The following is a 13,901-nucleotide window of genomic DNA, read 5'->3' as shown; positions in this document are numbered from 1 at the left end:
TTCATGCCAGACATTATGCATATTGTCGCATAAGTATGACGGCAGTTGTACGGCGGCCGATAACGTGTCTCCAGCCTTTCTAAGGCGTTTGTGCAGGTCTGAGGTCTGTCGGATGTACTAGCTCATCTTGGAGGGCGGGAAAACGTAGGGGAATTCCTTGATAGAACCGGTCCCGACTTTGCGCCGTTTCACGTACTGAGCCGCGAATTCAAGGACGTGTAATGCACGACCATTGAGCAGGACATGCCGATTCTTCTTCGTTTTGGTGCGCTCTTTGATCACCCCTTGGGCTACGGCGCGGCAGACGTGCGCCTGGCGCTTCTCCAAATCCACGGTATCCCAGCGCAGCGCAATAATTTCCTGGGGGCGCATGCCGGTGAAGAACGCAAACTCAAAAAGGCCGCGTAGATCCCGCTTTACGATGAGCTCCTCACGCGCAGCATCATCGATCAATGGTGCCAAGCCTGACCATGGCATTGCGCCTCACACCTGGTGAAGGCCAGTCAATTTCGCCGATGATCCTGCGAAGCATCATTGTGATGATCGTGCTCAGGCAGTCAGTGCTAGGTGCGGCATCCAGCACAGGTTCAGCGCGCTCTTGTAATTGAAGTGCGTACCTTCCTCAATCTCCCTTCCGCTCAACACCACGCCTGCGCGTACTCCCCAAGACGCTGGTAAAGGTCGGTGATGTCAGCAGCGTTTACCCGAACCCAGGCTTGCGCTTCGTCAGGGCAGGCGCTGTTGCCGACCAGCCGAACCTGGTCCGTTTGGTAGTTCGGGTTGGACCCGGTAGGGCTGTCGCGCCGCCCAAGTCCTCGAGGATTACGGTGATCTGCTCGAGCAGTGGCGCGCCGGTGATGACTAGATTCGTGATGGTCTACCGCTCAATCTTCCGCGGATCAGTGATTTCGTTTTCCTTGGGCATGGGAAGAGCCTTGGCCGGTGATCGGCTACAGTAGTTAGGTCATCGAAAAGGAGATCGAACATGCAATGCTTAATTTGCCAGGCTGCCTCTAAAACCGCCCACATCACTGGTAGCTGGTCAGAGATCAGATGCTCGGCTGGGTGTGGACACTTTAGGGTCTCTGCGAACCTTGTTGCGAAGATGAAGTTCAAGAACGAATTCTTTGACGTTGAACGAGCAAGGCAATGGCTTGAGATGGCTCGGCACGAGGGACCCGTGCCGTTGATATCGACCTACGACTACAACGTTTCTTTATTGCATCGTGTCACTAAAGAGCAATCTAACCGCTTGCCGAGTCGCTCTGGTAAACCAATAACTTCGTAATAGGTGGGCTTCTTATTTCGACCCGCCGTAGTGCCAGCTACATCGCAGTGATGGCTCGGTATCACATGGGCCGTCCTGTGCCGGGTCATGCCCGGGCGATGAGTGATCAAGGGGAGAGAGAAGGCGAGCCGCGATGGGCTCGCCAGTTAACGCTAGCCGTGGAACATGATGGTGATGGTCATTGCGTAAAGGCAGATGTACTGAATGGTTTCCTATGATCAATAGAACCAGCGACATTGCAGGCTCTACTGGTAATAGTGGGTAGGCAGTGATCCAAATTCGGCAATTTTTCTAAAAATAAATGCTCAAGCGGCTATTTTATTTTGCTCAGCGAGAGGTCCTGACGGGCAGGGTGCGGAGCTGATTCAGTTTGCCCCTAATTTAAATTTGATGTTGTTTGAAGGCCACCAGGACCACGACGGAGGGGGCGTGTAGCAGCCTGGCTGATTGGCTGGTGTCGCATCACAGCGGACGGTGTAGCCCTTGTTGTTGATTTCCCTTCCGCCTTCACCGGTGCCGCGCTCGCTGTATGAGGAGCAGCCGCCGATCAAAGCGGCAATCAAAAGAATCGTTGTGTACTTCATAAATGCCTCCATGCATGGAGTTCAAAGCTTAACCATTGGTCCCGCCGAGTGCGGGTATTTTTTTGTCTGGAGAGAAGTGATAACTGCAACCGAGACGCGCGGGGTGCATGAACCCGGCGCAGAAGCAGGTCGGGCTGCTAGCGCTGATGGCCGGCAGTCGAAGCGCCTTATAAGTTCGTCGCGCAACTGCATCCGCCATCCCGGAGCCGGGATGACAGAAGCACGTTTCCCTCAACGCTGAGGTGCGCCACGCTGCACCATCGCTCGCCATTCCTGGACGCTCGGCCTTTCCTGCATCGTTGCGTGCCATGCCCGCAACGCTTCACATTCATCGGGCACGGGGATTTTGACCAGCGAGGCGAAAATCATGCCGCCCAGGACCGCGATATCGGCCATGGAGAACTTGTCACCCGCAACGAACGGCTGATTTTTGAGAACGCTGTCGAAATAGTGCATGCCTCTGACCGCCTTGTCGCGCATGCGGCCGCCCCATTCGGGGTTTTGATAGAGCTCGACCTGCGGACCAAGCCCCGGAGTGGCGTGATGAAAGTACGCGCTGACCGAGTCAAGAAACTCGATTTCGGCACGCTTGGTCATCATGTGGATGAGGCCTTTCTCTACAGGCGTTTGCCCGCTAAGGGTGGGATTACCATCCAATGCGTCCAGGTATTGAGTAATAGCCGTGCACTCCGCTATGAGCGTGCCGTCATTCAACTCCAGCACGGGTAGCGTTCCGGAGTAGTTGATGGCCAGAAACTCGGGTTTCTTGTGCTCGCCTGTCCACAGGTTGACCGATACAAATTCGATTCGAGAAAGCAGACCCTTTTCCGCCAATGCGATGCGCACGCGAGCGGGGTAGGGGCCATCGAACCAGTCGTGGATTTTCATCATAGGAAGCGTAGATGTTTCGAACTGCGATTTTGAAGAGGTCATGGTTTTTACCTGCCTATCAGTTGGTAGGTAAACGTTGGGCGCATTTCCGCACGGTGTCAATCCCTACCTTCCAGTTGGCAGGTTGGTGGCGCTGCGAGTAGAATTCGCCTCATCGACTGGATAAGCTGGGGAATTGAACTTGAGCGAAAACGCGCGGGAAGCCATCTTGGCGGCTGCGAAAACGGCAGCGCAGAGGCACGGATACAACGGCATCAATTTTCGAAGCATCGGTGATGCGGTGGGAATCAAGAACGCGAGCATCTACTACCACTTTGCGAGCAAGGCCGACCTTGGTGCCGCAGTCGCTGCACGTTACTGGCAGGACACCGCTAGCGTTTTGGAAGCGATACGCGAATTGAACGCCGATCCGATTCGTTGCCTGGAACTCTACCCGTCAATCTTTCGAACATCGTTAGAAGACGGCAACAGGCTTTGTCTGTCCAGCTTCATGGCAGCGGAATACGAAGACTTGCCCGAGGAGGTCCAGCGCGAGGTCAAGGCGTTTGCAGACGCCAATGTGGCTTGGCTGGCGCAGGTGCTGGCTGACGCCGGAACGGGCAGCGCAGAAAGCTGTGGCCGACGTGCCCGCGCTATTTACACCGCCGTTGCCGGGGCTCAATTGATTGCGCGGACCCGGCTCGATATTGGCCTGTTTGACGATCTGATCCTCAGCTACCGGGAAGCGGGACTGATTCCGACACTACAGGCCTGACGCGCCATGGCCGGTAGCGATCACGTCTGTGTCACCTTGATGACCCCTTCATTCTTGTCGAAGGTGTCCAGGGCTCCGCGCACGTTGTCGGCGACCTCGGGCACTTTGGCAGTATCAGCGGACACATTTTCACAGTTGGATGCTAACTATTTGTTACAGACAGTGGCTAAAATGCCATCTATCAACCCATTGCCAATGAAGGCAAGGGCTCAAGGACGTGCCACAGGGACCGCTGTTTCGTATTCAGACACTGCCCAGACCGCTTGGCCGGCAAGGGGCAGATTGTTCAATTCTGACGTGTGACGAATGCCGTGAAACTCATCATTGCCGCCATTTATGTTGTCTCCATCGCGTATGTTCACCTGCGCGGTCGCGTGCGCCACAAACTGGGCCGCCAATTAAGCGACCACTCGACGTTTCTGGCGCCGATCAATTGCTTCCTTTATATGTTCTCCAAAACCCCGAGCAAGCCATACCTCAACCCGGCGGACTTTCCGGACCTGAGCCCATTGCAGGCGAACTGGGAAGTCATCCGCGCCGAAGGCCAAAACCTGCTCAAGGCCGGGGAGATCAAGCGCTCGAACCAATATGACGACGTCGGTTTCAACTCATTCTTCAAGAGCGGCTGGAAGCGTTTCTACTTGAAGTGGTACGGCGACAGCCATCCTTCGGCGCAAAAGCTCTGCCCGCGCACCACCGAGCTGGTGCAAAGCATCGGTTCGATCAAAGCGGCGATGTTCGCCGAACTGCCGCCGGGTTCCAAACTGGTGCGTCACCGCGACCCGTATGCCGGCTCCTATCGCTATCACCTGGGCCTGGAAACTCCGAACGATGCCGGTTGCTACATCAACGTTGACGGCCAGAACTACCACTGGCGTGATGGGGAGGCGGTGATGTTCGACGAAACGTTCATTCACTACGCCGAAAACACCACCGACCAGAACCGCATCATCCTGTTCTGCGACGTCGAGCGGCCGATGAAGTACCGCTGGGCGGCGGTGCTCAACGGTTGGTTCAGTCGTTATGTCATGGCCGCGGCGGGCGCGCCGAACGATGCGGGCGACAAAACGGGGGCAATCAACCGCTTGTTCACCAAAATCTACAAGGTTCGTTTGCGGGGCAAGGAGCTGAAAAAGCAAAACCGCACGCGTTACTACCTGGAGAAGTGGGCGATTTTTGGTGGGTTATTGGCGGTTTTCGTTCTGATCTGATTTTTGTAGCGGGGCGGCAGGCCCCATCGTGAGCAAGCTCGCTCCCACATTGGATCGGTGGCGTACACAAATTCCCTGTGGGAGCGAGCTTGCTCGCGGTGGGGCCATAACATTCAACACAATACTTAAGGTTTCTTGCTGCCCAACTGCTTCCACATCTTCGCCGTAATCCTCTGCCGATTGGCATACCCCGCCCACGGATCACCTTTCAACCCCTCCAACCGCTCCAGCAAATTTGCCACGGTCCATTCCTGCGAACCGTGCAGGCTCGTTAACTCATCCCGCGCAATCGGTACCGACACCGGCAACCCTGGCCGCGCCCGTACCGAATATGCCGTCACCGTGCTGGCGCCTCGGGTATTGCGCAGGTAATCGACGAAGATCTTGCCGATCCGGTTTTTCGGGCCCATGGTCGCGGTGATCCGTTCCGGCAACTGTTGCGCCATGAACTGAGCGATGGCTTTGGCGAAGGCCTTGACCGTCTCCCAATCTTCCTTGCGCGCCAGCGGCACGACAATGTGCATGCCTTTGCCGCCACTGGTTTTCAGAAACGCCTCCAGCCCCAGCTCATCGAGCACCGACAGGGTCAACTGAGTCGCTTCGACCATGCTTTTCCACGGCAACGCCGGGTCGGGGTCAAGGTCGAGAATAAACAGGTCCGGGGTTTCGATCCGGTCAGTGGTGGCGCCCCAGGTATGCAACTCGATTGCACCCATTTGTGCGGCCCCGATCAGTGCCGCGGTGGTGTCAATTTCCATCAGCCGCGCGTGGCCCGGGTCAAGTTCCGGATCGAGATGCTTGATGTTGGGAATGGCCAGGCGCTCAGCGTGTTTCTGGAAGAACTGTTCGCCGTCAACACCCTCCGGTGCCCGCAACAGGGACACCGGCCGATTGCGCAGGAACGGCAAAATCCAGTCGCTGATGCGCTCGTAGAACTGCACCAGTTCCAGTTTTCGGGTGCCGCTGTCCTTGTCGATCACACGGTCGGGGTGAGTGATCTTGACCCCGGCGACGCTGCTGTCCGCGCTACGGGTTTGCTTTTCGTTCGCGGGTTTGGTCGCCTTTGGGGATTGTGGCTGCTCACGAACAATCTCTGTCGCCGGCTTATCGGTACGCATGGCAATGAAAGTGGCTTGGCGCACCGCACCTTCACGGGTCCACTCGGCAAATTCGGCTTCGCACACCCGCGTCGGCTCGACCCAGTGAACGCCCCTGGCCTGAGCGGCGGTCAATGATTTGGCCAACGGTGAAGTTTTGCGTTCGATTTTCTGCAATTGCCCATGAAACAGCTTCAGGTTGGCCTGATTGAACCCGGTGCCGACACGTCCGGCGTAAACCAGCTCTTTATCGTGGTAAACGCCCAGCAGCAAAGCACCGAAACCACTGCGCGAACCCTGTGGTTGCGTATAGCCAATGATCACAAATTCCTGGCGCAAACGGCATTTGAGTTTGATCCAGTCCGGGCTGCGCCTCGACACATAAGGGCTGCCGGCGCGCTTGCCGATGACGCCTTCCAGCGACAATGCACAGGCGCTTTCGACGATGTCTTGATGGTTCGCCGTGAAGGCCTCGGAAAAGCGCACGATCTGCCGAGACTTGCGCCCAAGGGCTTTTTGCAGCGCGGCACGACGATCTTCCACCGGTAACTCGCGTTGATCGGCATCGTGGAGGAACGGCGCGTCGAACACGAAATAAATGATGTCCACGGAGCGGCCGATCTCAAAGGCGTTTTGCAGCCCCTGGAAGTCCGGAAAACCTTTGTCGTTCAGCACCACCACTTCGCCATCGAGCCAACTGCCGTCGAGCTTCATCTCGGCCAAAGCCTTGGCTTGCAACGGCAGTTTTGCGGTCCAATCGTGGCCATTGCGGGTCAGCAGCCGCACCTCGCCGTTGTCGATGCGAGCGAGGATTCGGTAGCCGTCGAACTTGATTTCATAGCGCCAGTCGCCCGCCGGGACTTTGTCTACCAGCGTGGCCAGTTGTGGGGCGAGTTGTTCGGGAAGCGCGGTCGGTTTGGGCTTGATCGCCTTGGTTTTTTTCACGGCTTTCTTGGTGTTTTTGTCGCCAATGGTGGCATCGCTCAACACGCTTTTGGGCAACTCGGCGACCACATCAAACTCACTTGCCGGGCGCGCCTGCTGGTCACGCTCCTTGATCAGCAGCCATTGCTCTTTGTCGCCGCTGCCGCGCAGGTGAGTGCGAACTAACGCCCAGTCACCGGAGAGTTTTTCGCCTATCAAGGTAAATTTGAGTTTGCCGGCCTTGTAGGTTTCTTGCGGGTCGCCAATCGGTTGCCAGACGCCATGGTCCCAGACAATCACATCCCCGGCGCCGTACTGCCCCTCGGGAATACTGCCCTCGAAGGTGCCGTAGCTGATGGGATGGTCTTCGACGTGTACCGCCAGGCGCTTTTGCGCCGGGTCGAGGCTTGGGCCTTTGGGTACCGCCCAGCTCTTCAGAGTACCGTCGAGCTCCAGGCGAAAATCGTAATGCAGGTTACGCGCAGCGTGTTTCTGGATTACGAAACGCAGGGCCGAGGCCACTTTTTTGCCGCGCTTGGCAGGCGCTGATTCGGGCGGCTCCGAGGTGATCTCGAAGTTACGTTTACGCGTGTATTCACTCACCGATTTAGCCATGGCGGACTACCTTGTGCTGCGAGCGTCACGGGCCGTCAGCCGCGAGAGCTCTTCGTGGCTTTTTTCGCCGGAGCCGGTTTGGCGGCGGCTTTGCGCGGCTTGGCTGCCGGTTTACTGGTCGCCTTGCCGCCGAGGCTGCGTTTGAGCAGTTCGGTCAGGTCGATAACATCGGCGGTCTTACGTTCTTCTTCACCGCTGGTGCTCTCGACATCTTCGATCTTGCCTTCATGGGCCTTCTTCTCCACCAGTGCCATGATCTTGTCTTCGAAACTGTCGTGGTAATCCTCGGGTTTCCAGTCGGCGCTCATGTCCTCGACCAGACGCTTGGCCATCTCCAGTTCGCCCTTGGCCAGTTCGGGTTTGGTCACTTCACTGCCCAGCGCCAACTCATCCAGGCTGCGCACTTGCGCCGGCCAGCGCAGCATCACCAGCACCATGGCCGACTCCAGCGGCATTAGCGCTGCCAGGTGCTGGCGGGTGTGCAGCACGACGTGGGCGAGGGCGACTTTGTTGGTTTTGCTTAGGGTTTCGCGCAACAGCGCATAGACCTTGCCGCCGCGTTTGTCCGGGGCCAGGTAGTAGGGCGTGTCGATGTTTTGCAGTGGGATTTGTTCGCTGTCGACGAAGGCAAAGATGTCGATGGTCTGGGTCGACAGCGGGTGCGCCGAGCGGATTTCCTCTTCGCTGAGCACCACGTAACGGCCCTTTTCGTAGGCGACGCCTTTGACAATGTGTTCCTTGGAGACTTCCTTGCCGGTGACCTTGTTGACCGCGTTTGTAGCCCACCGGGTCCATGCTGCGGCTGTCGAGCCAGTCGAAATCCACGCCTTGGGACGAGGTGGCCGACACCAGGGCCACGGGGATGTGTACCAAGCCGAAACTGATTGCGCCTTTCCAGATTGCCCGGGCCATCGTCGTCTACTCGCAAGTGATGATCAGGTGACCTGTGGCCCCGCGCAAAAGTTTCAGCGGCGTGAGCCCCAGCCCTGCGGGGGGATCAGCGGTGCGGTAAACGGGTGTTACATCTGTGAAGGAGCTTTCAGTTAACAAATCCGAACCTCGGGCGTAGCGTGGTATCGAAGGCTCTATTCACACGTACGTTGAGAGGCTCCCATGAACAGATTTGTGCTCGGTTGCACGGTGTTGGCCTTGAGCGGCTTGCTCGGCCAGGTGGCCCAGGCCCAGAGCCCGACCGGCAGCAGCAGCAATCCCTACGACAGCCCGATTCACCGGGCCAACCCCAACAGCATGCAGGGCACGCAACCAAATGCCCCGGCCACTCGGCAGCCGACTTTCGCGCCGGTTCCGCGTCCGCCGACCGTGGAAAACGGCGGCATCGGTAACCGCTATCCCCAGGACAAAACAGCGCCAAGCGCGCCACCGAAATTCATTCCAAACCCACCGCCACGAGACTCGGACAGCAGCAACCGTTGAACGACAGGACTGAGGTTCTGTCAGCCATTCAAACGACAATGCCGTTAACGACAAAAGGAATCGTGCATGTTGCGTAAAACTCTCCTGGCCACCTTTTGCGCCAGCGTACTGATCACCGCCGCCGCGCCCGTATTCGCGGCACCCACCCAGGAACTGAAAAGCGAACAAGGCACCCTCGAAGTCACGCCGATTACCAAAGGCCTGGAACATCCGTGGGCCTTGGCGTTTCTCCCTGATCGGCAAGGCATGCTGGTGACCGAACGTCCCGGCAACCTGCGTGTGGTCACCATTGATGGCAAACGCTCAGCACCGATCAGTGGTGTGCCCAAGGTCTGGGCCAAGGGGCAGGGCGGTTTGCTCGATGTGGTGCTGTCACCGGACTTCAAGCAGGATCGCCTGGTTTATCTGTCCTACGCCGAGGGTGGCGGTGAGGGCGACAAGGCCGGGACCGCGGTCGGCCGCGGACGTTTGTCCGACGACCTGACGACCCTCAAGGACTTCAAGGTGATCTTCCGCCAGGAGCCGAAACTCTCGGTCGGCAACCACTTCGGTTCGCGGCTGGTGTTCGACCGTGGCGGGTATCTGTTCATCACCCTGGGCGAAAACAACGACCGCATGACCGCCCAGGACCTCGACAAGCTGCAGGGCAAAGTCGTGCGGATCTACCCGGACGGCAAGGTGCCGGATGACAATCCTTTTGTCGGTCAGGACGGCGTGCGTCCGGAGATCTGGTCCTACGGCCATCGCAATCCGCAGGGCGCGGCGATCAACCCCTGGAACGGCACGCTGTGGGAAAACGAGCACGGTCCCAAGGGTGGCGACGAGATCAACGTGATCGAGCGTGGCAAGAACTACGGCTGGCCGTTGGCAACCAACGGCGTCAACTATTCAGGTGAGCCGATTCCGGAGTCCAAGGGCAAGACGGTCGAAGGCACCGTGCCGCCGCACCACGTTTGGGAGGTTTCGCCCGCCATCAGCGGCATGGCGTTCTATGACGCTGATCGCTTCAAGCCTTGGCAGCACAACGTGTTTATCGGCGCGCTGGCGAGCCAGGAACTCATCCGATTGCAGTTCGATGGGGACAAAGTGGTGCATGAAGAGCGTTTGATGGGAGAGCTCAAGGCGCGGATCCGCGACGTGAGGCAGGGGCCGGATGGGTATTTGTATGTGCTGACGGATGAAGCGGATGGAGCGTTGTACAAGGTCGGACTGAAGTAACCATCGCTCTGATGTTAAACACAAAACCCTGTGGCGAGGGGCTTGCCCCGTTGGGCTGCGAAGCAGCCCTGAAACCATCACACTTGTGAAAGTCAGGTACACCGCAGGCGACTGCTGCGCAGTCGAACGGGGCAAGCCCCCTCACCACATAATTCACTCTGCACTTGATCACTGCCGGCGATAGAGAATCACCGCCGCCCGAAGTTTGCCCCGCCCAAAACTGCACATCTTCTCAAACTCCCCATGACTCACCGGCAAATGCTGGCAATCCATCGGCTGGCGATGCTGGCTGTGGTCCACATCCGGATCATGCAGGTACACAAACTCCTCGTCGCAATCGGTGACCATCACCCAATGCGGCGCCTTGGAGCGCGTCAGCCGATAGCTACTGATCAACACCAGCGGCTGCCCGCCAGCGTCCAACAACTGCGGCAGATCCAGCGGCCCGCCAACCTCCCGTTCCACATCGGTATCCTGCAACTGCGCAGTGAACTCTTCATGCACTAACCGCATTACGTCCTTTTTATGCTCATCGCGCACCCCGTCGAGAAACAACGGCCCGGCCATGCTCAGTTGCAGCCGCACACGAAACCCGCGTCGCCATGCCGCCAACGCCAGCCCCTGCGGGCTGCAACCGCCGTGGCCCGAGGTCATGAACACCGTGGTCGCCTCGCGCCAGATTTGCAGTTCTTCGCGGCGCTCTAGCAACCGACCCTGTTGCAACGCGCCCATCGCCATCAGCAAACAGGCCGGGCCGCATGTGAAGTCGGTGGTCTGGCGGTACCACGGCACCTGGATATTGCGCGAGTCGCGGTGCTGGAGGATGCGTTTCTCCAGGCGCAATGCGTCGGCGTGGTCCTCGTAGTAGTCATGAATCAGCGCAAAACGCCTGTAACCGTTGCGCTCATACAAGGCAATCGCCGCCGGGTTGTCGGTGCGCACTTCAAGCCGTAGGTAGGCGCAATCGTGTTCAAGGGCACAGGCCTCGATCCGCTCCAGCAACTGCTTACCCAAGCCATTGCCGCGGGCATCTGAGGCAATGGCAATCGAATAGAGTCGCGCCAGAGACGTGCCTCGGTGGAACAGCACCACCGCGTAGCCGACCAGTTGTTCCCCGTGTTGGGCGACCAGCAGCTGTCCATGAGCGCGAGTGATCATCCACTGAAAGCTGCGACTGGTGAGCCGATCCGTGGTGAAGCATTGCTCTTCGAGTTTCAGCAACGCCGGTAAGTCTTCAACTACCGCCAAGCGAAAGACAGGATTCATATGACCACCGTAAAAGTTGCGTAACGAAACGGGACTTTCAAAAAAGTTCGTGCTTAATAGGAAAGGTCTTGTTCTCCAACGGATCAATCACTATGTCAGCGGTACAAGGTCATTGGCGCGAAGTATCCGAGCAAACTTTGCCGGCGGCAACTTATTTAAATGACGCGATCAGAACTTCAAGTCAGTTGATTATCATCGTCGAACGCAAGGAAGACTGGGCGTCCTACTTTCCCAGCGAAGACATCGTCACGGCCCAGGAATACCTGGAACAAACCCGTGACAACGAGCAGGGCAAACGGGTCCAGGTGATCAACCTGTGCCGCAGCTACAAGTACCTGGGGCACGGTTATTACTGCTCGCTGCTGGCCGAGGCCCGGGGGCACAAGGTTATTCCGTCGGTGCGGACCATCAGCGAACTGACCCGTAAATCGCTTTACGGTCTGGCTCTCGATGATCTGGATAAACCGCTGGAAAAAGCCCTCAGCAATCATCTTTACAGCGACACCGAAGGCTTTACGCTAACCCTTTATTTTGGCAAGACTAATATCGAGCCATTGCAGGATCTGGCGCGGCAGTTATTTGAAGTCTTTCCGTGTCCGATATTGCTAGTTGAGTTTAGAAGAACTAACGGTTGGCACATCGAAGGTATAAAGTCCGGTGCCTTGCACAAGTTGCGCGAAGATCAGGAAGATCAGTTCGCCAACTCTCTGGACAGTTTCAGTCGCAAGATCTGGCGCGTGCCGCGCTCCCGGCGCTTGGCCCGTTATGACCTGGCGATCCTGCATGATCCGCAAGAAGCATTGCCGCCGTCCAACGCCAAAGCCCTGGATAATTTCGTCCGGGTCGGCAAAACCCTGGGTATCGACGTCGAGTTGATCGAGCGCAAGGACTACGCCCGTATCGCTGAATACGACGGGTTGCTGATCCGCGAGACTACAAGCGTCGACAACCATACCTACCGCTTCGCCAAGAAAGCCGAGAGCGAAGGGCTGGTGGTGATGGACGACCCCGCATCGATCCTGCGCTGCACCAACAAGGTCTACTTGACCGATCTTCTCAAAAGCCATCAATTGGGCATGCCCGCCACCGAAATCCTCTACAAGGAACGACCGGAAGACTTCGAGCGAGTCGGCGAGCGCTTGGGCTTTCCACTGGTGTTGAAGATTCCTGACGGCTGCTTCTCCCGGGGCGTGATCAAGGTCGAGAGCCAGCAAGCCTTGCTCGAAGCCACCGCCGAACTGTTCGAACACTCGGTACTGTTGCTGGCCCAGGAATTTTTCTACACCGAGTACGACTGGCGCATCGGCGTGCTCAATCGCAAACCGATCTTTGCCTGCCAGTACTTCATGTCCAAGGGCCATTGGCAGATCTACAACCACAAGGCCAAGGGCTCGGACATCAACGGCGAATGCCGCACCCTGGCGGTCCACGAAGCGCCGCGCGCGGTGGTGGAACTGGCAGTGAAGACCGCCAACCTGATCGGCGACGGCCTCTACGGCGTCGACCTCAAGCAGTCCGGCGACAAAGTAGTGGTGATCGAGGTCAACGACAACCCGAACATGGACGCCGGCATCGAAGACGCTTACTTGCAGGACGATTTGTACTCGCTGGTGCTGGAAGAGTTCGTCCGTCGCCTGGAGCTCAAGCGCCGCGGCCAGGCCTGGTGAGAGGCCGATGATCAAAAGCTTTCAACTGACCCACGGCGCCCTGCATGCAGTCGAACGGCTGGACGCCGAAGTGATGTTGTTCAGCAACGCCGATGCCGCCGAGCGGGATCTGCTGCACAGCCATTTCAAGCTCGATGAACACGCCCTGGCCTCGGCCCTGGACCCCGACGAGGTGTCGCGCATCGAGTTTCACCCCGACAACCTGTTCCTGATCTGGAAGCGCCCGGAAAACTACTCCGGTGCAGGCAGCCTGGCCTTTGAAGTGTCGTCCTGCGGCTTGCTGTTTTCGCCGCGCAGCCTGCTGGTGATCGCCACCGATGACTCGCCGCTGCACGGGCTCGGCACCCGCCAACGGCTGAATACGCCGCTGGATGTGTTGCTGGATTTACTGTTCAACAACATCCATCACTACCTGGGCCACCTCAAGGTGATCAAGCTGGTTGCCCGGGAGTTGCAGCAGAAATTCAATGCATCGATGGAAAACCAGCACCTGATCCAGATGTTCAATCTCAGCGAAAGCCTGATCTATTACATCAACGCCATCCACAGCAACGGCGCGGTGCTGACCCGGCTGCGCAACCATGCGGAAAAGGAGCACTTCAGCGCCGAGTCCATCAGCCTGATCGACGACCTGATCATCGAAAACAACCAGTGCTACAAACAGGCGGAAATCTATTCCACGGTGTTCTCCGGGCTGATCGACGCCCGGGGCAACCTGATGAACAACAGCATGAACAACCTGCTGCGCAAACTGACGTTGATCAACGTGGTGTTTTTGCCGTTGAACCTGATTGCGAGCATTGGCGGCATGTCCGAGTTCAGCATGATGACGTCCGGGACGCCGTGGTGGGTTTCGTATCCACTGTTTCTGACGGCGATGATGTTGGGGGCGGGGGTGATGGTGCTTGGGCTCCGGCGGTTGGCCAAATAATTGTGTTGGCTATCAGGCCGC

Annotated in this window: 11 protein-coding genes and 1 pseudogene; 6 read left to right on the top strand and 6 right to left on the bottom strand. The window is 57.8% G+C overall.

Features of this window, described 5'->3' with window-relative positions:
* Positions 1-117 precede the first annotated feature (117 nt).
* From RHM58_RS34150 to RHM58_RS26790, 3 genes are all read right to left on the bottom strand, one after another.
* Positions 118-453 carry a tyrosine-type recombinase/integrase gene (locus RHM58_RS34150; RefSeq protein WP_416195275.1) on the bottom strand — a complete coding sequence of 112 codons (336 nt, stop codon included), beginning with the start codon at positions 451-453 and terminating at the stop codon, positions 118-120.
* A gap of 1,200 nt (positions 454-1,653) precedes the next feature.
* Positions 1,654-1,872: a hypothetical protein gene (locus RHM58_RS26795; RefSeq protein ID WP_201256554.1), complete on the bottom strand. Its 219-nt coding sequence runs from the start codon at positions 1,870-1,872 to the stop codon at positions 1,654-1,656.
* A gap of 231 nt (positions 1,873-2,103) precedes the next feature.
* The gene (locus RHM58_RS26790) at positions 2,104-2,805 is read right to left on the bottom strand and encodes a glutathione S-transferase (RefSeq protein WP_322268694.1); all 702 of its coding nucleotides are present in this window, start codon (positions 2,803-2,805) and stop codon (positions 2,104-2,106) included.
* A 139-nt stretch (positions 2,806-2,944) separates the two neighbouring features.
* Here RHM58_RS26790 and RHM58_RS26785 point away from each other — a divergent pair, with 139 nt between their 5' ends.
* Positions 2,945-3,517, top strand: a complete 573-nt coding sequence (locus RHM58_RS26785; protein ID WP_201256556.1) for a TetR/AcrR family transcriptional regulator — start codon at positions 2,945-2,947, stop codon at positions 3,515-3,517.
* Between the two features lie 311 nt (positions 3,518-3,828).
* Positions 3,829-4,728 carry a lipid A hydroxylase LpxO gene (gene lpxO, locus RHM58_RS26780; protein WP_322268693.1) on the top strand — a complete coding sequence of 300 codons (900 nt, stop codon included), beginning with the start codon at positions 3,829-3,831 and terminating at the stop codon, positions 4,726-4,728.
* A gap of 125 nt (positions 4,729-4,853) precedes the next feature.
* On the opposite strand, the gene ligD is transcribed toward lpxO, so the two are convergent.
* Positions 4,854-7,364, bottom strand: a complete 2,511-nt coding sequence (ligD, locus tag RHM58_RS26775) for a DNA ligase D (RefSeq protein WP_322268692.1) — start codon at positions 7,362-7,364, stop codon at positions 4,854-4,856.
* Between the two features lie 35 nt (positions 7,365-7,399).
* A pseudogene (locus RHM58_RS26770) lies at positions 7,400-8,276 on the bottom strand (Ku protein).
* 201 nt (positions 8,277-8,477) lie between these two features.
* Here RHM58_RS26770 and RHM58_RS26765 point away from each other — a divergent pair.
* Positions 8,478-8,798, top strand: a complete 321-nt coding sequence (locus RHM58_RS26765) for a hypothetical protein (protein WP_322268691.1) — start codon at positions 8,478-8,480, stop codon at positions 8,796-8,798.
* Positions 8,799-8,864: 66 nt separating this feature from the next.
* A complete protein-coding gene (locus RHM58_RS26760; protein ID WP_322268690.1) occupies positions 8,865-10,016 on the top strand; it encodes a PQQ-dependent sugar dehydrogenase in 1,152 nt (383 codons plus the stop codon).
* A gap of 168 nt (positions 10,017-10,184) precedes the next feature.
* Here RHM58_RS26760 and rimI read toward each other — a convergent pair whose 3' ends face one another.
* Positions 10,185-11,282 (bottom strand): ribosomal protein S18-alanine N-acetyltransferase, encoded by a 1,098-nt coding sequence (gene rimI / locus RHM58_RS26755; RefSeq protein WP_322268689.1) that lies wholly within the window; start codon positions 11,280-11,282, stop codon positions 10,185-10,187.
* Between the two features lie 92 nt (positions 11,283-11,374).
* Here rimI and RHM58_RS26750 point away from each other — a divergent pair, with 92 nt between their 5' ends.
* Together RHM58_RS26750 and RHM58_RS26745 are read left to right on the top strand one after the other, a co-directional pair.
* Positions 11,375-12,949, top strand: a complete 1,575-nt coding sequence (locus RHM58_RS26750; protein WP_242486347.1) for a RimK family protein — start codon at positions 11,375-11,377, stop codon at positions 12,947-12,949.
* Between the two features lie 7 nt (positions 12,950-12,956).
* On the top strand, positions 12,957-13,880 hold the full coding sequence (locus tag RHM58_RS26745) for a magnesium transporter CorA family protein (RefSeq protein ID WP_322268688.1): 924 nt from the start codon (positions 12,957-12,959) through the stop codon (positions 13,878-13,880).
* Positions 13,881-13,901: the final 21 nt, after the last annotated feature.

The sequence above is a fragment of the Pseudomonas sp. 10S4 genome, assembly GCF_034344865.1.
Classification (GTDB): Bacteria; Pseudomonadota; Gammaproteobacteria; order Pseudomonadales; family Pseudomonadaceae; genus Aquipseudomonas.
This window is presented reverse-complemented; position numbering and strand designations above follow the sequence as displayed.